The following is a 21,177-nucleotide window of genomic DNA, read 5'->3' as shown; positions in this document are numbered from 1 at the left end:
TATTTGTAACTTTAAAGCTATTAATCAAAATCAAACTTTATGAAAAAAATTACTTTACTTTTATTTGCATTAGTATTATTTAATTTAAACAATGCACAAAACATTATTTGGTCAGATGACTTCAACGATGAAGATGTTTCTGATTGGACCTTAACCGACTCTGACGGCGATGGAAATAATTGGGGGGATATATTTCAAATTCAAGATACTGCAACGCCACCTAATCCCGTTACTCCAGTTTCTTTTATTTCCAGATCGTGGCAGGGTGCACCACTATTCCCAGATAATTGGGCTGTATCTCCGGCTATTGATTTAACTAATGCTGGAGGCACCATTACTGTGAACTGGATAACTCAAGTAGCTGCCCAATCTTGGGATGAAGAAAAGTACAGTGTTCATGTTGGAACAAGTAATGATATAGCTGTATTGATTAATTCAGCTACTTCAATGACTCAAACCTTAGGTGATGTTGGAAATACAGGAACCCCAACTCCTCAAAGTCTTGATATATCGAGTCTTGCTGGAGAGCCTGTAGTCTATATTGCATTTAGACACTGGGACTGTACCGATCAAGACTTTTTATCTGTTGATGATTTGGAAGTAAATGCAACTACATTAAGCGTAGATGAATTTACTGCAAATTCTTTCTCTTACAATTATAACAACATAACAGAAGATTTAGTCATTAATTCTTCTAATGAAAACTTTACAAGAATTGAAATATTTTCAATTTTAGGACAAAATGTAATCACAAAACAACTTACAAGTTCTAACGAATCTATTAATGTTTCAGAAATAAGAGATGGCATTTATTTAGCGAAAATTTATATTAATGGTAACTCTAAAACTGTTAAATTTATTAAGAGCTAATATTTATTTAAAAAAAGTAAAAAAAGTCCCAAATATTGGGACTTTTTTTTGTGTCTTCATCACTTAAAAAATAGAGATCAGCCTAGTTAAATTCACCAATTCTAAAATTAAAAGATCAACCGTCCATCTATCAAATAGATGTAGAATAATTCTGATATAGTGTTCCTTTTCCAAGTCAAATTGAATCTTAACGATTAAACATAGACAATAAATAATTATTTACTATTTTAGGACAATTAATCCTAAAATATTTTTTATGAAAAAAATTACTTTGTTAGTATTGGCTCTATTAGCCTTTCAATTTAACGATGCTCAAGACACTTGTGCTACCGCACAGTCAATAGGCCCTGGTTTGTATACTGTTATAGCAGTAAATGGCACCGAGGTGCCAGACCCTATCTGTGCTGCCAATGGATCTGGTGCCATGGCAGGTGAGTGGTACGTTTATACTGCATCCACTGACGCAGTAGTTGATATTACAACGGCTGTTGGCACCACTAGTGCTTTTGCTGATACTCGACTACATGTCTATTCTGGCAGTTGTGGCTCTTTAACCTGTATAGCAGGTAACGATGATATAGACACTGCTGGTATGGATTATAGATCTGCCACGTCATTTAATGCCACAAATGGCTCAACCTATTACATTGCTTTTGATGATAGATGGAGTGCAGGTGCATTTCAATTTGAGTTAACGGAAACCGCTGTATCCTGTTTATCTCCAGTTGTAACATTCGACGATTTTACTACCACAACAGTTGATATATCAACCGACATAGTGGGTAATTTTGAAGTAGAATGGGGTACTTTTCCGTATACACAAGGAGGTGGAGGCAACACAGCGACAATTACAAGTGGAGACTCATACCAGATATCTGGATTAACACCAGGAGTTTCTTACGGCGTTTTTGTTAGACAAGATTGTGGAGCTGGTGATTTTTCTAATTACGCTGAAATAGTGGTAGGTACAAGTCCTGATTTTAGTACGTTACCATTTACCGAAGATTTAGAAGCAGACGCAAACCAAGCGTTGCTATTAAATTTCGGGTTGTCTTTCTTTGAACCTACAGGTTCATGGAATTATAATGTAGATGACACCACAGATGGTGACACAACAAATGATTTTGCAAACAGTGGTGTAGCTATTCTGTTTTCTAATAGTACATTCACAGATGCTGCTGCAGATGCTACTTTTTATATTGGTCCTTTTGATCTAACTACGGCTAATGAATATACTTTTATGTTTAACCAACGTAATTTTCAATTATCTTCTGCTACGAGACCTGCAAAGGATATTGAAATAATAGTTGCAACGACAAATGATGGCACAACAAATACCGTTTTAGCTACTTTAGATGGTTTAAATAATGTTACGTATGAACAACGAATGGCAACATTTATACCACCATCAGATGGCAGCTACTATTTTGGTGTAAGAGATAAAACTGCATTACTAATGGGAGTTGCAGAAGCAAATTCAGTTTTTATAGATGATCTAAGCATTACCAGCCAGTTAAGTACTGAGGATTTTAATTCTAACGAATTTTCGCATTTTTATAATAAAGTATCCAATACACTTAATTTAGAGTCTTCTAATTTAGAAATGACCAATGTCGAAATTTATTCAATTTTAGGTCAAAATGTATTATCTAAAGCTTTATCTGGTACAACAGGGTCTATTAATCTATCATCTTTAAATGACGGTATTTATTTAGCAAAAGTTTTTGCAAATGGCAGCTCTGAAACCATTAAGTTTTTAAAGAATTAAGAATGTTTTTAACACAACAAAAAAAGCGGCGATGGCCGCTTTTTTTATTGTCCTTTATTGGCTAACTGCCCACAGGCAGCATCAATATCCTTACCTCTACTCCGTCTAACGGTTACCGTAATATTGTTGGCTTCTAGAACATTGACATACATATCCAAAGCCTTTGAGCCTGCTTGTTGAAACTCACCATCATCGATTGGATTGTATTCTATAAGATTAACTTTACTTGGTGCAAATTTGCAAAACTCCACTAATGCATCAACATCCGTTTTTGTATCATTAATACCGTCCCAAACGACATACTCATATGTAATTCTATTTTTAGTTTTGGCATACCAGTATTGTAGAGCTTCCCGCAGTTTAGTTAATGGAAACGTAGCATTGAACGGCATTATGGACGTCCTTACCTCATCTATAGCAGAATGCAAGGATACCGCTAGCTTAAATTTAACGTCATCATCTGCCATTTTTTTAATCATTTTTGGTACTCCAGAAGTAGAGACTACGATACGCTTTGGAGACATTCCCAAGCCTTCTGGTGAAGTAATCTTATCTATGGCTTTAAGCACATTATTATAATTCATAAGGGGTTCTCCCATGCCCATAAAAACAATATTACTCAGAGGCCTTCCATAATATAACCTGCTCTCATTATCAATTGCAACAACCTGATCGTATATCTCATCTGGATTGAGATTACGCATACGCTTTAATCTAGCCGTAGCACAGAATCTACAGTCTAAACTACAGCCTACCTGAGAAGACACACACGCCGTAGTGCGAGAAGGTGTTGGTATTAATACCGACTCAACCACCAGATCATCGTGCAATCTTACGGCATTTTTTATAGTACCATCCGAGCTCCGCTGCATCTGATCTACTTTTATATGATTAATCACAAAGTTATCTTTGAGCATTTTTCTTGTTTTTAAAGATATGTTGGTCATATCTTCAAAACTATGCACAGACTTTTGCCATAACCACTCATAGACCTGATTTCCCCTAAAAGCCTTATCTCCTTGCTTTACAAAGAATGCTCTCAACTGATCTTTAGTCAATGCTCGTATGTCCTTCTTTTTAATCTCCATTAAATGCAAAAGTACTTAATTGAAATGTATTCCATTGAATAAAAAAAGCCTCCAAAATTTAATTAATTCAGAGGCTTAATCATATGTTTTAATCTCAATTAGATAATCAACATAGCATCGCCATAAGAATAAAATCTATACTTTTCTTTTACCGCTTCTTCATATGCGTGCTTTACAAAATCGTGTCCTGCAAAAGCAGATATCATCATTAATAAAGTAGATTTTGGCGTATGGAAATTAGTTATCATACTATTGGCTATACTAAAATCGTAAGGTGGGAAAATAAATTTATTAGTCCAACCTTCAAACGGATTTAAGTGACCATTTGAAGACACAGAACTCTCTATAGTACGCATGGATGTTGTACCTACTGCACATACGCGTTTCTTATTATCAATTCCTCTATTGACAATTTCAGCGGCACGCTCGGTTATAACAATTTCCTCACTGTCCATTTTGTGCTTTGACAAATCTTCTACTTCTACTGGATTAAAGGTCCCCAACCCTACGTGAAGTGTTACTTCTGCCATATCCACACCTTTAATCTCTAATCGCTTTAATAAGTGCTTTGAAAAATGTAATCCTGCCGTTGGTGCTGCTACTGCGCCTTCATTTTTAGCAAATATGGTTTGATAGCGTTCTTCATCTTCTGGTTCTACGGCACGCTTTATATATTTTGGAAGTGGTGTTTCCCCTAATTCGGTTAATTTTCTTCTAAAATCATTGTAAGATCCATCGTAAAGAAAACGCAGGGTACGACCTCTAGATGTCGTATTATCAATAACCTCAGCGACTAAAGTTTCATCATCACCAAAATAAAGTTTGTTACCAATTCTAATTTTACGTGCTGGATCTACCAAAACATCCCATAAACGCTGATCTTGGTTTAATTCGCGTAGTAAAAAAACCTCAATACGTGCACCTGTTTTTTCCTTATTACCATAAAGTCTAGCAGGAAACACTTTGGTATTGTTCAAAATCATGACATCCCCCTCGTCAAAATAATCGATAACATCCTTAAATAGTCTGTGTTCGATAGTTTGATTTGCTCTATCTAAAACCATTAGCCGAGATTCATCTCTATGCTCTGCTGGATGTTCTGCCAATAATTCTTCTGGTAGGTTAAAGTTGAAGTGCGATAATTTCATAGTGCGACGTTTAATTTTTTTGAAGTTGCAAATATACAATCTCAAAATAGGCCTTGTCAAGTAATTAGAACTTTATTTTAAACGGAATCCTAAAGTACTTAAATCCTCCCAAAATTGGGGATAGGATTTACTCACCACATCTGAATTTTCAATCTTTAGGGATGTTTTTAGTCCTAAGGGGGCAAATGCCATGGCCATTCTATGGTCGTTGTAAGTGGCTATAGAAACATCATTTTTTATAGTATTAGAAAACTTAAGATGTAAGGTCGAGTCGGTAATGGTAACTTCTGCACCTAGTTTTTCTAGCTCTGTTTTTAAGGCTACTAAGCGATCGGTCTCCTTGATTTTTAAGGTATGTAAACCTGTTAAGTAACATTCTAATCCAAGTCCAAAAGCCGTCACAACGATAGTCTGCGCTATGTCTGGAGCATCACTCAAATCGAGATTGATTGACGATTGATCATCTACCATTGATGCCTTTCTTAGCTTAATACGGTTATCTTCAAAACTTGTTTCTACACCAAACAACTGATATTGCTCGGCCAACACTGAATCTCCCTGAAGAGATTCTTTTTTATATGTAGATAACGTTATTTCTGTATTTAACTCACTTAAAGCAGCTAAACTGTAGAAGTAAGATGCTGAAGACCAATCGGACTCAACGACAACTATTTTGGATTCGAAGCTTTGCGATAAGGGTTCAACTGAAATAACATTACTCTTAAAGCTGGTTTCAATTCCTAATTGGTCTAAAAGATGCAATGTCATCTTAATGTAAGGAACTGAAGTAATCTTTCCATCTAAAGTAATTTCTAGCCCATTATCTAATCTTGACGCAATTAATAACAACGCCGAAATGTATTGACTGCTCACATTGGCTTTTAATGTCACTTCAGAATTAACCAATCTTTTACCTTTAATTCGTAATGGCGGAAACCCTTCATTCGATATATACTGAATGTCAGCACCCAAATCTTTCAAGGCATCCACAAGGATTTTCATTGGTCGCTCTTTCATTCTTTGAGAGCCCGTTAAGACGACTTCCCGCCCTTCTTGAACAGAAAAATATGCCGTTAAAAAGCGCATGGCTGTACCTGCATGATGAATATCAATAAGGTTCTCGTTAGAAGCTAAAGCCTTTTGCATAAGCACTGAATCATCTGAATTAGATAGATTATCTATTCTTACATTAGGATATAGTGCTTGCAATAACAGCAATCTATTAGACTCACTTTTAGAGCCTGTAATGGTTAAGGACGATTTGCGATTAATCGTTGATTTGAGAATATGAATGTCCACGAAATCCTAGAATGATTTATAACGGCAAATCTACTTCAATTTATCGTTATTGTGATGTCTATCGTGATCGCGTTTAGCTTTTTTATTCATTTTTTTATCAAAAGCCTCTTGTAAATCTATACCAGTCTGGTTTGCTAAACACAGTACCACAAATACTACATCGGCCAATTCTTCACCCAAATCTTTGTCCTTATCGCTATCCTTTTCGCTTTGCTCACCATAACGTCTTGCAATGATACGTGCCACCTCACCTACTTCTTCGGTAAGTTGCGCCATATTGGTAAGCTCATTAAAATATCTTACGCCATGTTCTTTTATCCAATTGTCAACTTCTAGTTGTGCATTCTTTATGTTCATCCTTCTAATTTTGCTAGGACAATTTGTTCGCTTTGTTTTTCTACTATTCTACTGTAAAAATCTTTAAAGCTTTCATAATCCACTGGCAATATAAAAGGATTATTTATATCTAACTGAACCTTTAGCTGTAAATATTGTCCATTAGAACTAATCATGTAAGAAAACTTGGCATCTGCATCTTTAAATTCTAAAATGGACTTCTTTGGCAGTGACTCAACCTTATAGCCTTTAGGCAGCATAATATTTACATAGTACTTATCTGAATAAGGAATAACAAAGTCAATTGGATAGTCTCGCTTCTCTAATTTAAATGGATTTTCATCGGTTTTAAAGAATAACATAGGCGCAAAATACAGTTTATCACCTATTTCATCAATAGCATCTGACAGTTCATATTCATAGTTTAGTTTAGCAGGTTTTGAGATATCCTTACTGTTCTCAAAGTTCAAATTGCTAATTTCTATATCGCCCTTATCAGTTTCTAATTTCTTTAAATGTTCTTCCTCTGAAATATCCGAGTTGTTTGTTCTATAACTATATGCGACATAGGAAGTAAGGTTTTTCGATACTTTCCCAGATGCAGTAAAATCGTCGTTTATTTTTACATTGAGCATTGTAGACTCTACAGATTTTTTATTGGGCATGATATTAACCCATCGCGATACACTACTATTTTCTATAAGTCTTCCTTGCCAATTAAGCACTCTAAAAGGCAGTATATTACCTGCACTGTATTGAGATGTTGCGTCGATCAATAAAAACTCTTCTCCTTTTTGTACGCTACATATTACATAATTAAACCCATTTAAAGTTGGAAACAACGGAATGCCATTATTACGAGTACTTATGAGAACAGGATGCGCATTTACACCTAATGACCGTAACATGGAAACCACCAATAAATTAATATCTGCAGCATTCCCTTCTCCTTCTTTATAGGCTGTTCTAATACCGTTTTGAGAATATTTTCCATAATTACCGTTCCATTTAACCTTAGATTTTACAAAAGCCTCAACAGTTTGTGCTTTTTCAAAGTCGTCGGTTGCATTAGCAACCTGTGCCTGTAACTCATCTTTATAAAAATTAGTCTTCTCGATTTGTTGACCAAAGTATTGACTTTCATAGATGGTTCTACTCACCTTTTCCCAAGTCGTAGTAAATGTCTTATCTAAAATCTTTTGCGCATTTAAAGCAGCCGTTAGCTCTAAACTTAACTTACATCTATAATTATCGATATTACCTGCAAAAGCTTCACTTTTAAGCCCAGGTACATGATGTTCATTAATTGAGATGATATTCATCATATATTCAAATGGTACTTGGGTGGTTTTTTGACTTGTAACTAATTTTGGTGTAAATGATGCTCTTGGGTTTAACAACGCATTGTAAATGTAGTATTCTGGTGTAGCTATTTTAATATCAACTTTATTAATCGGTATATCGTATTGAAGAACAACATCTTCAATGCTTTTTCTTGCTGTGCTAACCGTATACTTAAATTCGATAACACACCCTTCCTTAACATTAGGCATTGTAAAAGAGCTTACACGTATATGTTCGCTTCTATCTTCGGTAAACTTTCCATCCTTACTCAATTTTTCTTTCTCAATTTTACCATCCACCAAATTATAGGTGTATGCCTTTAGATTAGAAATTTTCTCATTGCTATTGCTTGTTCCTTTGTATAAATAAACCTTTTGCGTAGCCCAGTCGAACCCATCCTTGTTGTATATCTTTATACGTTCGTGCACAATGCGCTCTTGCCTGAACCCTTCGGTATTTGTAAAATGGAATTTGATTTCTTCTTTTTTATACAATACCGCTGCTACGGCAGAGGAATCATTTGAATGAAATTTCTCTTGAAGTTCTTCTTTAGATACTTTACCAAAATCATAGTTTTGACTTTGAGCTTGTATCGTAAACAGTAAAGCTATAATAGCTACTAATATTTTTGTTTTCATCGGTTGAATATTTTACTTATGTTTGAACTTAATGGTTTAATACTTATGTTTTTACAAGTACAATTTTGGTCTTATCGTACTTTACTATTTGTTTTCTAAAATCCCTAAACGCCTTATATTCTTCCTTATCATAGGCTCCTTTTAGTAAGGTATAAGTCCTTGTATATTTTATTTGATTCTCTCCTATCGCTTCTAACTTAAATTGATAGCTTCCAAACTTACTTTCTATTGATTTACCTTCGGACATTACTTCTAATTGAAATGACTGAGGCAGTTGAATTATAAACTCATCCGTATCCTTGAACGAACGATCTATTTTAAAGTCTAGCTTTCTATCGGTATATCTGGTCGGAATTTTTGAGACTTTATTAAACATATTGGGCTGTAAAATAAGCCGATTGCCACTTTTTGAAGCATAGCTCGAAGAAGACAATTTCACCTTTTCACTATAAACAATATTCTCTTTATCATTTTCTAATGCTATCTTCTCAATTGAGAGATTATTTATATTATCCCAATATTCCTTGTAATGCAGTTGCTGATCTCTTTGTGTTTCATTTTCAAGTCCTTCATGAAGATGATATTGAAAACCTGTGGTCTCAACAACAACGTCTGCTTCAAAACCACCCGTATCATTAAGTATAATATCTGCAGTAGTTTCTTGTAAATTATCTTCTGCACTGTATATTTTAGTATGTACAATCTCTCCTCCTTCTGGTTTTACTAATAATGCAGTCCTATCATCTGTAAACCCTGCTATAAACCCAAAAGGATTTGTCTGGCTTGTACATTCAAGGAAAATGTTTTCTTCTTCATCAGGGATACATAAAATGACATGGTTTCCCTGAATTGCCGAAAATTCGCTATCAATATGCCTAATACTACGACCACCATATATCACTGTATAGTAAGAAGGTACATTTACAGCCTCTAACAATGCTTTTGTATAATTGGAAAGACCTTTACAATCTGAATACCCTAATGCATCGACCTCTTCTGCAATCATGGGTTTCCAACCTCCAATTCCTACTTGTATACTGATGTAGCGTGTTTTATCTTGCATATATTTATATACAAGCTTTGCGCGTTCAATCTTATCATCTACACCACTCGTTAGTTGTTTAACTTCATTTATGGTCGTCTGCGGAATATTGTCTGTCCCAGTTAATAACCTATCGTACATCCATTTACCAAAATCACTCCAATTATTATTTATTCCTTCAACCCCAAGCATATTAAATGCTTTTAATGCAACCCTAAATCGCGGTACTATACTATTCAATCCGGGTGTGTAAGATTCTTGCTTTATGCCTTCAATATTACTAGCTATAAAATGGTTATCTGACACTTCGGTAATTGGATAAAACTCAAAATTTTCTTTTTTTGTTTTTAACTCAATGCTTGCATTATTTACGATTTTAAATTCTGAATGCTGTGTACTTAAATAATAATCATTGATAGGCAGCCAATTAGGGAAAAAAGCAGTGTTCTTATAAATGACTTCATAATTATACTCTACTGTATATGGATAATTTAAAGGTGTGTAATCTAAATACTTAACACGATCATCTTCGTAAATGGATATTTGACTTACAGCACTGACATCCTTAAAATCACGCTCTTTCACTTTCTTTATTTCATTACCAAACTCATCATAGATATAAGCAATCATTTTCTCTATCTTAGTATGTTTATCGTAAAACTGAACTGCATTTATATGACGATTACCATACTTATTAAGAACCGTTGTAACTCTTTTGGAAACAACCTTAATCTCATCTTTACTAACGATCTCTACAACTTTGTTTTCATAACGGATAATGGCATTGGCATTGGACTTTAATTCTAAAGGGATACTTAAAGCGTTATACGCCGATTTATCTTGTGAAAAGCCAAAAAAGGAAGAAAAAAACAAGAGGATAGACAGAGCAAATCTTTTTCGTAGTATACACATTTGATCAACTATTTTTGCCTATGCAATATAAAAAGGAAGATCAATGCATTAGATGATAATTGTCATAAACGCCTTACATATGTAATATCCTCGATTATCAGAATAAAATCTTCGATTATCAGCACAAAATCAATATAATAACTACGCTTTGCTTTTTGAATCGATAATTATGGTAACTGGTCCATCATTGATCAATTGAACTTTCATATCTGCACCAAATTGCCCTGTTTGTATGGACTTGCCCAATTCTAACTGTAGTGTTTTTAGAAAGGCTTCATATATTGGAATTGCGATATCTGGTTTAGCCGCTTTTATATAACTTGGCCTGTTTCCTTTTTTTGTACTGGCATGTAATGTAAACTGACTCACTAAAATGACATCACCTCCTGCATCTAGCAGTGATATATTCATAACATTATTTTCATCGGGAAAAATCCTTAGGTTAATAATCTTTTTGCATAACCAATCTATATCCTCTTGGGTATCTTCATTTATAATCCCTAGTAAAACCAACAGTCCGTTTTTTATTGCGGCTACTTTTTTGTTGTCAATAACCACTGAAGCTTGGGACACTCTTTGCACTACAACCCTCATCCGTTATCCCAATTATCTGTTCTGTAATGTTCCTCTTCACCTTCTAAAATCTGAAGGTAACTACGATATCTTGAATAGGAAATCTCATCATTTTCGAGCGCTAATTTTACAGCGCATTTTGGTTCCTTTAAATGCAAACAATTATTGAATTTACAATCTTGCTTTAGTGCAAAAAATTCTGGGAAATAATCACCGACTTCTTCTTTCTCCATATCCACTACACCAAAACCCTTAATCCCTGGGGTGTCTATAATCTTGGCATCAAAACTTAAATCGAACATCTCTGCAAAAGTCGTTGTATGCTGTCCTTGCATATGTTGCTCTGAGATCTCTTTTGTCTTAAGATCTAATGAAGGCTCAATGGCATTAACCAGTGTGGACTTGCCAACACCAGAATGCCCAGAAAACATACTTACCTTATGCTCCATTAATGCTTTTACTTTATCAATATTTTGTCCTGTTTTAGCAGAAATTTCAATGCACTCGTAACCTATCTTTCTGTAGATATTTATCAAATACTTTACTTCGAGTAAAGCCTCATCGTTATAAGTATCAATTTTGTTGAATAGCAATATGGTTTTAACTGAATATGCTTCAGCGGTAACCAAAAAACGATCAATAAAACTTGTAAAAGTGGGTGGATTATCTATAGTGATCAAAAGAAATACCTGATCGATATTTGCGGCAATAATATGGGTCTGCTTAGACAGGTTTACGGATTTCCTAACGATATAGTTGGTTCGTTCTTCAATCCTATTTATAACACCTGTTTCCCTGTTGTTTTTGGTCTCTAACTCAAACTGAACTTTATCACCGACAGCAATAGGGTTAGTACTTTTTATGCCCTGTAATCTAAACCTCCCCTTAATTCTACATTCATAAAACCTACCGTTCATTGTTTTAACGGTATACCAACTTCCAGTAGATTTATAAACAGTTCCTGTCATTAAGCGAATTAATAACGACAAAGTAACAACTTTTAACTAAAAAGTCTTTATTTTAAGTATATAAAACAAAATCAACAATCATGAAAAAAAATCTCTTATTTATTGCAACAATCGTTGTCGGGCTGGTTTCATTTTCCTTTATAAATCAAAACCAAACACCAAATGTTGAATACAAGGTAATTACAAGTGTAGAATCTATTGTACCGAGCGGTTTGGGCCGTTCTAGGTTAATATCCTCTAATGTTGAAAGAGACTATTCTGAGTTTACTTCCGAGCAGACCGAAGACGATAATACTAGGAATAAGTCTAAAAGAAAAAATATCCGCGTCAAGGATTTTGAAGAAACCAAACTCCTTAATTTTTTTAATATAGGCGGAATTCGTTTTCAAAATATAGTGGCAAACGATGCTGTTATTACCTCTAAGCTCATCGCCATGAGTCAAGAAGGATGGGAACTTGCTTTTGTGACAAGTTCATCGGAAAGTGATGCTGGTGATGGTGATGGCCAAGGTATATTTGTTACGAGATATATTTTTAAGAGAAATCGATAAATTAACAAAACACAATACCTAGAAGGCTCGCAAATGCGAGCCTTTTTTGATTTACTCATATTACTTCAAACATCATAATAGATATTTCACTCGCTATTTTAGTCGCTTCAATTATTTAGCAAGGCTAATCAACTATTTATCAAAATAACTTTGTATGAGAATTTTAAAACAAGTACAACCACATTAAAAACTATTAATCATGAAAACCGTAAAACACACATTAGGAATAGGTCTGCTTCTCATTTCGCTTTTATTCTCAAATGAAATAAATGGGCAAAAACGAAACGGCACAAAAAATAAAGCCGTAAAAACTGAACGTATCAGTACAAAAGACAAGGTTAACACAAATCATGGCAGGCATAATGATAGATATACAACGCAACACGTTAGGAGAAACCCAAATTATAGATACCCAAGACATAGACGAGTTGTAAGAACATTACCAAGACATCATGTAAGAATCGTGTACAGAGGATTACCGTATTTCTACTATTCGGGAGTTTACTACACAGCTTACGGCGACCAATACATAGTGGTAATGCCACCTCTAGGATTTAGAATTACGGTGTTACCTGTTGGCCACGTTAGAATTGTTATGGGTTCTTCTATCTACTTTTATCATTCTGGTATCTATTACATTGAATCTCCTGAACCTGATGAAGATGAAGGAAAATATGAAGTCGCAAAACCACCTGTAGGAACCGTGGTCTCAGAAATCCATGAAGATGCTGAAGAAGTTGTTCTGGACGAAAAAACCTATTACGAGTATAATGATATTCTTTACAAGAAGATAACAGACTCCAACGAAAAGGTGACATACGAAGTCGTATATAATTAAGCTAATTATCAATTTTAAATAAAACTGTAAATACAATGAAAACATCACTAAAACTAGCACTGGTTCTATTAAGCTTCGGACTTGTTACCAATGCCCAAAACGCTAAAGAAGCCGTACAAAACACAAAGCAAATCGCAGAAGGCAAAAAGATGCTAGAGCGAGACATTAAAGAACTTGAAGCTTTTAAAGCTAAACTAGAATTATTTAACACCGCATTTGAAACTAGGGATACTGACGAAGTCAACCAAATAACGGCCAATATAGTGGTCGATATGGTTAGGGAAGTCGAACAAAGCGGAGAAAAAGCCAAAAAAGCAAGAAAAGAAATAGCTCAAAGTTCTGCAGAATTGCGATCGGATCGAAGAGAAATAAGACGTAATAGGGAAGATTCTGAAAGAGGGCGATACGATGGAGACGACGACCGACGAGATATGACTAGAGATCGTATAAATAAGAGAGATGACAAAAGAGATCGACGAGATGATGTGAGGGATTTTGAACAACAAATTGCTAGAGCTGAACGCCAAGCAGATATTTTGAAAACACTGAAGTCTTATAATTTTACATTTGATAATAATGAAGATGCCCTAGCCAAAAAGCAACTCGTTTTAAATTTTATTGACTCATTGAAGCAAGATATAGAAGCTACAAAACGAGAACTGGCCGAAGATAACAGAGAGCGTAAAGAAGACCGAAGAGAGCGAAGAGATGATAGAAACGAACGTAATGAAAATGATGTAAAGAAGAAACGTAGAGGCTGGTAGAACATAGACATTTATTTTAATTACGTAGAAAACCTTTCACTAAGAGTGGGAGGTTTTTTTATGTCTTCAATCCAATAGAAATTACTTCACATTCCTTAAAAGCTATTTCAGCTCTCATTTAGGTCGTTTCACCTGTTTTTCAAGGATTTATAGCAATTTCGATAAGTAAATTTGTATAAGAAATAATACTAAAAATCAGAAATTATGAAAACCAAACTTTTTACAATCGTTAGCGGAATTATTATTTGCTTAATTACCTCCATTGGAGTCAATACAGAGCTAAATCTATATGATGAAAGCTATAACACAGAAAAACCACAAGACATAACTTTTTGTGACAATTACACAAACTATATTGACGATTGCGATCTCAACTGTGAAATTGACGAACTAGAAAAGATAATCTTTAAAAACATAGAAGATTTCGATGTCATTGAGCCAAGTGATATTGAAGTCATAGAAGTTGAAGATACGATAGATATTCCATAATTAATCAAAAGAGCTAAAATCATATATTTTGACTATTTTACCATTCTATATCATTCAATCTTACAATTTGGCTTCGAAAGTAAAATATGTAAAAGCGCCAACACTAGTCACAATTGCTTTATTAATCTCGTTTTTAATAAATCTACCTAGAACATTAGAGTTGTATGAAGTATTCGGTAATATTAGTAAGTCTTTCGATCAGGTTTCTGTCAAAGATGTTTTGACGAGACTGCTCTTTCTATTTGTTTATTCCCTTATTGGGCTTCAATTAAACACAAATTGGAAGTATAGGTTAAACTATGGCAAAATCGTAAATAGCATATTTACAGTAATAGCTAATATAGGACTGTTTTTCGGAACAGTCTTTACCTTTTTCTACAGTCATCAAATGATTACGGAAACGACATTAGCCCCTTCTGGTAAAGGCATATCTTACTTTGTATATTTTACAATTCTAGTCATCGTTATTTTTATATCAAGGATATTGCGGTTTCAGGTTATCCATCGCGATGATTTGGCTGAAAAGGAATTACTAAAGCAACAGAGTTTGCAGAATGAACTCACAGCCCTAAAAAACCAGATCAATCCTCATTTTCTGTTTAACGCTTTAAATTCTTTAAACTCATTAGTAAGAGGTAACGAAGAAGCTACCACATTTGTTAACGAGCTTTCATATATGTATCGTTACATCTTACAAAGTGGGCAACAAGATTTAGTGACCCTAAATGAAGAGCTTAAGTTTTTGAACAGCTATATCTACTTGATAAAAACGAGATATCGCAACCGGTTTGTTATGGATATTAACATCCCTAAAGATGCCTTAAACAGAAGTATTCCTTCACTTGCTTTACAACTTTTGGTAGAAAATGCCATAAAGCACAATGAAATCTCTGAAGAGAATCCATTGAAAGTGCTTATCTATATTGAAGACCATATGATAGTCGTTAAAAATAAAATTAAACCTAGATCAACGTTTGTGCATAGTACCGGACAAGGTCTTGAAAACATCAATAAGCGTTATAAGTTATTAAAAGGCAATGAGATTATAATTACTAAGCAAGATGAGTTTTTTATTGTTAAATTACCTCTAATTTAAAGTTTTATGAAAGTCGTTATTGTAGAAGATGAAATTGCAGCATCAGAAAACCTGATTTATTTGTTGAATGACATTGACCCAACTATTGAAGTATTAAAAACACTTGATTCCGTAAGGTCTTCAGTTACTTATTTTTCTGAAATACAAGAGGCCGATCTAATTTTTATGGATATTCATTTAGCGGATGGTATTTCTTTTGAAATTTTTGAGCAAGTTACCATTAGTACACCTATCATTTTCACGACAGCTTACGACCAATATGCCATCCAAGCATTTAAGGTGAATAGTGTCAATTATTTATTAAAACCCCTGAATAAGGCAGATATCTCTGATGCCATAAATAAGTTTGTATCTACCCAACAACCTTTGGGCTTTACTTCAAATAATATTGAAGCACTAATGCAAATGTTAGAAACCAAATCGGCAAATTATAAATCCACCTATTTAGTTCAAAAAAGAGATGAATTGTTGCCCATAAAAACAAAAGATATTGCCTATTTCTATATAGATTCTAGTATCGTAAAAGCGATAACTTTCAACAACCAATATTACATCATAAATAAAAAACTAGAGGATATTGAAAATGAGTTGGATCCAAAACTATTTCTTCGCGTAAACAGACAATTTATTTTAAACAAGGAATCCATAATAAAAATCAAATACTATTTTAATGGAAAGCTAATTGTAATTACGCAGCCTCCATACAAAGAACGCATCGTTGTGAGTAAAGCCAAATCGAACGAGGTGAAAAATTGGATCAATTCCTAATCGATTGTAATTCAGGTTTAAAATAAGTTAATTCACTTAAAAAATAATACAGTTCAGTCAATTAATTCTTAAATTTAAGAGCAGCTAGAATTACTTTTGGTGTAGATTTAAAAACAAACCATCATGAAAACTATTAAACTACTTTTTATTCCCATTTTTGTCTTAACGTTCTCTTCCGTTATTGGACAATCACAGAAACAACTCGAAAGAGAAAAGAACAAAGTCGACATGTTCTCGGTAGACGAAAGAGCAAATTTACAATTGCTTTTCTACGAAAAAACAAAAGCAATGAATCTTTCTGAAGACGTAGAGGAAGAATACTACAGATATCTATTGCACTATGCCTATGATATGCAACGTCTCAATGACAAAGATAAAGATTATACCAGTGAAGAAATTAAGGAAGAACTGGAGAAGCTAGTTACTAAAATGAACTCGAGAATAAAACCCATTTTAACCGAGGAACAATTTAAAGTGCACAAGAAAAATTGGAACGATGTTATGAAGGTGGTCTACTTTAAAAATGGCTGGGATTGGGAAGAAGATTAAAAAAGGAAGGCTCGCTAATGCGAGCCTTTTTTGGTTTAATGATTAATAATCTCCTCTTGATGATTAATTGATTCTTGGTGTATCGCTTTAAACATCTTTAAAATAAATTCTTCGCTTAAGTTCTTTTCTTCGCCTTCTAGTATCATTCTACCTAGAATTTCGTTATAGCGTTTATTTTGCAATACCGCCACATTATGCTTTTTCTTTAGGGTTCCGATACCCTTTACAACTTGCATACGTTTACCTAAAATTTCAATAAGCTGGTGATCTATGACATCTATTTTGGTTCTTAAGGTATTTATACTGTTCTTAAACTCAGCGTCCTCACCTACTTCTTTTCTAATGCGTAAATCCTGAGTATATTTTATCAAAGTATCAGGTGTAATCTGTTGTGCAGCATCGCTCCATGCATTATCAGGATCGTGATGTGTTTCTATCATTAATCCATCGTAATTTAAATCTAATGCTGTTTGGCTTAAATCGAAAATAATATCGCGACGTCCTGCAATATGGGAAGGATCTAATATTAAAGGTAAATCTGGAAAACGGTTCTGCAAATCTACTGCCAATTGCCACTCGGGATTATTTCTGTAGCGCGTTTTCTCATACGTCGAAAAGCCTCTATGAACAACACCTAAGTTCTTAACATCAGCCGTGTAAAAACGCTCAACTGCACCTAACCAGAGCGATAAGTCTGGATTAACCGGATTTTTTATCAGTACCGGTTTGTCTGTTCCTCTCAGCGCTTCTGCAATATCCTGAACTATGAATGGGCTTACCGTCGTTCTTGCTCCTACCCAAAGAATATCAATATCATGTTCTAGAGCTAATTCCACATGGTGAGGATTGGCTACTTCGGTCGTAATCATCATCCCGGTCTCTTCCTTAGCTTTTTGCATCCATTTTAAACCAAGAGCTCCTACACCTTCAAAGTTTCCAGGGCGCGTTCTTGGTTTCCAAATACCTGCTCTAAATACCGTTGCATCACTATCTTTTAGTTGGTGCGCAATATGAAGCACCTGTTGTTCGGTTTCTGCACTGCATGGCCCAGCAATAACCAATGGATGCTCTAAGTTAAATGCATCTAGCCAATTTCTCAACTCTTTTTTGTTTTCCATAGATTTTTAAAATTCCAAATTTCAATCTCTAAATTCCAATTTTTGGTATTTCTATTTTAGTTATTGAATTGTTTATTAATTTATTCCGTTTAATATCTCCTTTATGTGATTTGTGGTTTTCATTTCATTATAAACCGCTTCAAAATTGCCTTCTTCCATTAGCTGTTTAAAATGCTTTAAATTATTGATATACTCTTCTAGCGTTTCAATAACGTTGGTTTTATTCTGTTCAAAAATAGGTGTCCACATAGCTGGTGAACTTTTAGCCAAACGTACTGTGCTTTCAAAACCACTGCCAGCCATATCAAAAATATCACGTTCGTTCTTTTCCTTTTCAATGACCGTTTTTCCCAACATGAATGAACTGATATGAGATAAGTGCGACACATAGGCAATATGTTTATCGTGAGCTTTCGGGTTCATGTATCGAATGCGCATCCCTAAATCCGAAAATAGCTTCAAAGCTTTCTCCTGAAGCTTAAACGCGGTCTCTTCAACCTCACAAATAATATTGGTTTTGTTCTTGTACAGTCCTTGTAAGGCAGCGCGCGGCCCCGAATGCTCCGTACCTGCGATAGGATGGGCCGCCAAAAAATTTCTTCGTTTTGGATGCGGTTTTACCTTAAGACAGATATCCTCTTTGGTAGATCCCACATCAAATACAATGGCTTCATCAGAAATCTTATGTAAAACTTTTGGCAACACCTCTAAAGCTGCATCCACAGGGATCGCAATAATTACCAAATCGGCTTTACTTAAACTCTCTAAGTTGGCCTTCTCATCTATTATACCTAGTTGGATCGCTTCATCTAAATGGTTTTCATTGTTATCAATTCCAAAGATGGTACATTCAGAATTTTGCTTTTTAATATCCAACGCAAAACTTCCTCCAATCAATCCTACTCCAATGACAAAAACATTATTCATAATCCTAAACCTTTCCAATTGGAAAGGGAATTTATTTCTTCTTGAATCATTATTCTTAGAAACAATGCGGGACCGAAAACTGCTACTGTTAACTGTTTACTCATCATACTCTTGCTATTGCTTCTTCTATTATTTTTTCTGGCGCACATAATGAAAAACGCACATAGCCTTCACCATTGCTTCCAAAAACTGTTCCTGGTGCTATAAAAATGGAATGCTCTTTTAATACCAAATCCGAAAACTCTTCGGATTTTAAATGTGGTGGTAATTTTGCCCAAACAAACATTCCTGTGGCATATTCATCGTAAGTACAGTTTAACGCTTCAGCTAATTTCCAGATCAACTCACGTCTTTGTTCGTAAACACTATTTAAACTTACAAACCACATATCCGAACATTTTAAAGCTTCAATAGCGCCTTTTTGAATACCGTAAAACATTCCAGAATCCATATTACTTTTTACTTTTAATATTGCATTAAGGTGTTCGTAACTACCAACTACCATACCTACGCGCCAACCAGCCATGTTAAAGGTTTTACTAAAAGAATTTAATTCTAAGCAAACCTCTTTTGCATAGTTATAGCGCATGATGCTTATCGGCTTTTCATTCAATACAAAACTGTAAGGGTTATCGTTTACGATGAGAATGTTATGACGCTTGCCAAAAGCAATAACCTCATCATAAAACTTATTAGGTGCATTGGCTCCTGTAGGCATATGTGGATAGTTGATCCACATAATTTTCACCTTGCTTAAATCTAATCGCTCCAAAGCAATAAAGTCTGGCAACCAATGGTTATCTTCCATTAAGTCGTACAGAACTGGTTTGGCCTCTAAAAGCTTGGTCACTGCTGAATAGGTCGGATACCCTGGATTTGGCACCAGCACTTCATCGCCTTTGTTTAAAAACGCCATAGAAATATGCATAATCCCCTCTTTACTCCCTAGCAGTGGTAGTATTTCGGCCTGACCACTTAAACTTACTTTATAGCGTTGCTTGTAAAAATTAGCTATTTCTTCCCTCAGTTCAGGAAGACCCTGATAACTCTGATATTTGTTGGCGCCTTCCTCATCTAAACTATCTTTTAGAAGCATGGTAGCCTTAAAAGGTGGTTCTAAATCAGGACTGCCAACTCCTAGGTTAATAATCGGTTTTCCTTGTGATTTTAAAAACGCCACTTCTCTAAGTTTTTTAGAGAAGTAATATTCTTCTACATGTTTTAAACGGTTGGCAACCTCTATCATAATCTCGCATTTTTATATTCGCCTAACACTTTAAAATTCTCTGCCATAAGTTTCATAATTGAATTGGCCTTTTCATAGTCTTTGTAATCCTCAAAAGTAACATCAACGAAAAAAGCGTATTTCCAAGGCGTCTCGATTTTTGGCAAGGATTGAATTTTAGTTAGGTTCAATTTACAATCACTCATTACATTGAGTATGGTCGCTAAGCTACCACGTTTGTGGTCTAATTCAAATTTTAATGATGCCTTATTAAGTCCTTTTCGTTTAAGATGGTGATTTTGACGCTTAACAATAACAAAGCGCGTTTCATTGTGCTTTATGGTCTGAATGTTCTCGGCCAAAATATTGAGTCCATATAAACTTGCTGCATTTTTACTGGCTATAGCAGCAATTCCTTTTACATTGCCTTCCGAAATTTGCTTTGCCACATCGGCAGTGTCTTTTGCTTCAACCAATTTGATATGAGGATAATCCTTGAGAAAGACTTTACACTGTAACAAGGCCATGGGATGCGAATGCACTTCCTTTATCGATGCTATGGTTTCGCCTTGCAATGCCAATAAATTGTGCTGAATCTCCAAATAATATTCACCTACAATATTTAAATTATAATTGTCTATTAGTGCATAGTTTGGTATGATCGAACCTGCAATAGAGTTTTCTAGAGCCATTACAATGTTATCTGTATCGCCATTAATGAGACTATCTACAGCACTATCAAAAGACATACACTCAACGACTTCTGTTTTGACGTTAAAGTATTGTTTTGCCACTTCGTGATGAAACGACCCTTTGATGCCTTGTATTGCTATTGGTTTTGTCAAAATTCGTTCTTTTACATGCTC

The 21,177-nt window shown here is 34.7% G+C and carries 21 protein-coding genes; 9 read left to right on the top strand and 12 right to left on the bottom strand.

Annotated features, from left to right (window positions below; all coding sequences use genetic code 11):
- Positions 1-39 precede the first annotated feature (39 nt).
- Both Q0972_RS13575 and Q0972_RS13570 read left to right on the top strand, forming a co-directional pair.
- Entirely contained in the window at positions 40-870 is an 831-nt protein-coding gene (locus Q0972_RS13575) for a T9SS type A sorting domain-containing protein (RefSeq protein ID WP_299366430.1), read from the top strand.
- Between the two features lie 256 nt (positions 871-1,126).
- The gene (locus Q0972_RS13570) at positions 1,127-2,638 is read left to right on the top strand and encodes a T9SS type A sorting domain-containing protein (protein ID WP_299366428.1); all 1,512 of its coding nucleotides are present in this window, start codon (positions 1,127-1,129) and stop codon (positions 2,636-2,638) included.
- Positions 2,639-2,682: 44 nt separating this feature from the next.
- Here the strand turns inward: Q0972_RS13570 and rlmN are convergent, their stop codons facing one another.
- From rlmN to rsgA, 8 genes are all read right to left on the bottom strand, one after another.
- Positions 2,683-3,726 (bottom strand): 23S rRNA (adenine(2503)-C(2))-methyltransferase RlmN, encoded by a 1,044-nt coding sequence (gene rlmN, locus Q0972_RS13565; RefSeq protein ID WP_299366426.1) that lies wholly within the window; start codon positions 3,724-3,726, stop codon positions 2,683-2,685.
- A 98-nt stretch (positions 3,727-3,824) separates the two neighbouring features.
- Positions 3,825-4,874: a tRNA preQ1(34) S-adenosylmethionine ribosyltransferase-isomerase QueA gene (gene queA / locus Q0972_RS13560; protein ID WP_299366424.1), complete on the bottom strand. Its 1,050-nt coding sequence runs from the start codon at positions 4,872-4,874 to the stop codon at positions 3,825-3,827.
- Between the two features lie 72 nt (positions 4,875-4,946).
- Complete coding sequence (locus Q0972_RS13555) at positions 4,947-6,173, bottom strand: 3-phosphoshikimate 1-carboxyvinyltransferase (RefSeq protein ID WP_299366423.1); 1,227 nt, start codon at positions 6,171-6,173, stop codon at positions 4,947-4,949.
- 30 nt (positions 6,174-6,203) lie between these two features.
- Positions 6,204-6,530: a nucleotide pyrophosphohydrolase gene (locus Q0972_RS13550; protein WP_299366421.1), complete on the bottom strand. Its 327-nt coding sequence runs from the start codon at positions 6,528-6,530 to the stop codon at positions 6,204-6,206.
- Positions 6,527-8,491 carry a DUF3857 domain-containing protein gene (locus Q0972_RS13545; protein WP_299366419.1) on the bottom strand — a complete coding sequence of 655 codons (1,965 nt, stop codon included), beginning with the start codon at positions 8,489-8,491 and terminating at the stop codon, positions 6,527-6,529. Before Q0972_RS13545 ends, Q0972_RS13550 begins: the two co-directional genes overlap by 4 nt.
- Before the next feature lie 43 nt (positions 8,492-8,534).
- Positions 8,535-10,445, bottom strand: coding sequence for a DUF3857 domain-containing transglutaminase family protein (locus tag Q0972_RS13540; protein ID WP_299366417.1), 1,911 nt, complete (start codon positions 10,443-10,445; stop codon positions 8,535-8,537).
- A 141-nt stretch (positions 10,446-10,586) separates the two neighbouring features.
- The gene (dtd, locus tag Q0972_RS13535) at positions 10,587-11,039 is read right to left on the bottom strand and encodes a D-aminoacyl-tRNA deacylase (RefSeq protein WP_299366415.1); all 453 of its coding nucleotides are present in this window, start codon (positions 11,037-11,039) and stop codon (positions 10,587-10,589) included.
- Positions 11,036-11,986 carry a ribosome small subunit-dependent GTPase A gene (gene rsgA / locus Q0972_RS13530; RefSeq protein ID WP_299366576.1) on the bottom strand — a complete coding sequence of 317 codons (951 nt, stop codon included), beginning with the start codon at positions 11,984-11,986 and terminating at the stop codon, positions 11,036-11,038. The genes dtd and rsgA overlap by 4 nt, the downstream gene beginning before the upstream one ends.
- A gap of 80 nt (positions 11,987-12,066) precedes the next feature.
- Between rsgA and Q0972_RS13525 the strand changes: the two genes are divergently transcribed.
- From Q0972_RS13525 to Q0972_RS13495, 7 genes are all read left to right on the top strand, one after another.
- A complete protein-coding gene (locus Q0972_RS13525; RefSeq protein ID WP_299366413.1) occupies positions 12,067-12,537 on the top strand; it encodes a hypothetical protein in 471 nt (156 codons plus the stop codon).
- A gap of 199 nt (positions 12,538-12,736) precedes the next feature.
- Positions 12,737-13,375 carry a DUF6515 family protein gene (locus Q0972_RS13520; protein WP_299366411.1) on the top strand — a complete coding sequence of 213 codons (639 nt, stop codon included), beginning with the start codon at positions 12,737-12,739 and terminating at the stop codon, positions 13,373-13,375.
- A gap of 35 nt (positions 13,376-13,410) precedes the next feature.
- Complete coding sequence (locus tag Q0972_RS13515) at positions 13,411-14,139, top strand: hypothetical protein (RefSeq protein WP_299366409.1); 729 nt, start codon at positions 13,411-13,413, stop codon at positions 14,137-14,139.
- A gap of 204 nt (positions 14,140-14,343) precedes the next feature.
- Positions 14,344-14,628 (top strand): hypothetical protein, encoded by a 285-nt coding sequence (locus Q0972_RS13510; RefSeq protein WP_299366407.1) that lies wholly within the window; start codon positions 14,344-14,346, stop codon positions 14,626-14,628.
- A 28-nt stretch (positions 14,629-14,656) separates the two neighbouring features.
- The gene (locus Q0972_RS13505; protein WP_299366406.1) at positions 14,657-15,724 is read left to right on the top strand and encodes a sensor histidine kinase; all 1,068 of its coding nucleotides are present in this window, start codon (positions 14,657-14,659) and stop codon (positions 15,722-15,724) included.
- Between the two features lie 6 nt (positions 15,725-15,730).
- The gene (locus Q0972_RS13500; RefSeq protein ID WP_299366404.1) at positions 15,731-16,492 is read left to right on the top strand and encodes a LytTR family DNA-binding domain-containing protein; all 762 of its coding nucleotides are present in this window, start codon (positions 15,731-15,733) and stop codon (positions 16,490-16,492) included.
- A gap of 123 nt (positions 16,493-16,615) precedes the next feature.
- Positions 16,616-17,041: a hypothetical protein gene (locus Q0972_RS13495; protein WP_299366402.1), complete on the top strand. Its 426-nt coding sequence runs from the start codon at positions 16,616-16,618 to the stop codon at positions 17,039-17,041.
- A gap of 35 nt (positions 17,042-17,076) precedes the next feature.
- Here Q0972_RS13495 and Q0972_RS13490 read toward each other — a convergent pair whose 3' ends face one another.
- The 4 genes from Q0972_RS13490 to Q0972_RS13475 all read right to left on the bottom strand — a co-directional run bounded on the left by Q0972_RS13490 (position 17,077) and on the right by Q0972_RS13475 (position 21,156).
- Positions 17,077-18,159 (bottom strand): bifunctional 3-deoxy-7-phosphoheptulonate synthase/chorismate mutase type II, encoded by a 1,083-nt coding sequence (locus tag Q0972_RS13490; protein ID WP_299366400.1) that lies wholly within the window; start codon positions 18,157-18,159, stop codon positions 17,077-17,079.
- A 75-nt stretch (positions 18,160-18,234) separates the two neighbouring features.
- Positions 18,235-19,086 carry a prephenate dehydrogenase gene (locus Q0972_RS13485; protein ID WP_299366398.1) on the bottom strand — a complete coding sequence of 284 codons (852 nt, stop codon included), beginning with the start codon at positions 19,084-19,086 and terminating at the stop codon, positions 18,235-18,237.
- A gap of 103 nt (positions 19,087-19,189) precedes the next feature.
- Positions 19,190-20,332 carry an aminotransferase class I/II-fold pyridoxal phosphate-dependent enzyme gene (locus Q0972_RS13480; RefSeq protein WP_299366396.1) on the bottom strand — a complete coding sequence of 381 codons (1,143 nt, stop codon included), beginning with the start codon at positions 20,330-20,332 and terminating at the stop codon, positions 19,190-19,192.
- Complete coding sequence (locus tag Q0972_RS13475) at positions 20,329-21,156, bottom strand: prephenate dehydratase (protein WP_299366394.1); 828 nt, start codon at positions 21,154-21,156, stop codon at positions 20,329-20,331. Before Q0972_RS13475 ends, Q0972_RS13480 begins: the two co-directional genes overlap by 4 nt.
- Positions 21,157-21,177: the final 21 nt, after the last annotated feature.

The sequence above is a fragment of the Winogradskyella sp. genome (assembly GCF_028282165.1).
In the GTDB taxonomy this organism is placed as follows: Bacteria; Bacteroidota; Bacteroidia; order Flavobacteriales; family Flavobacteriaceae; genus Winogradskyella.
The sequence above is the reverse complement of the archived record's forward strand: the minus strand, read 5'-3'. Positions and strand labels throughout refer to the sequence as shown.